General features: G+C 68.7%; 1 pseudogene. It reads left to right on the top strand.

The features are described 5' to 3' along the window. Positions 1 to 230, top strand: a pseudogene (locus tag ACPYOM_RS24185) (hypothetical protein); the annotation flags it as partial.

Genomic DNA, 230 nt, shown 5'->3' on the forward strand with positions numbered 1-230 from the left:
CATCTGTGCGGCACGACCGGGGACGGCATTGGCGCTCGTCGCCACGCTGGCGGTGCTGGGCCGCGGCCCGCGAGTAGCCCGTCATCGGGCCGAGTTCGGGGCCGCCTGGACCGACACCGACCGCAATGGCTGCGACCAGCGCAACGACACCCCTGTCTCTTATACACATCTCCGAGCCCACGAGACGCGTAGTAATCTGGGGGGGGAGGGTTTTGTTTTGGGGGGGGGGG

It is taken from the genome of Monashia sp. HAY1-2A, from assembly GCF_056755315.1.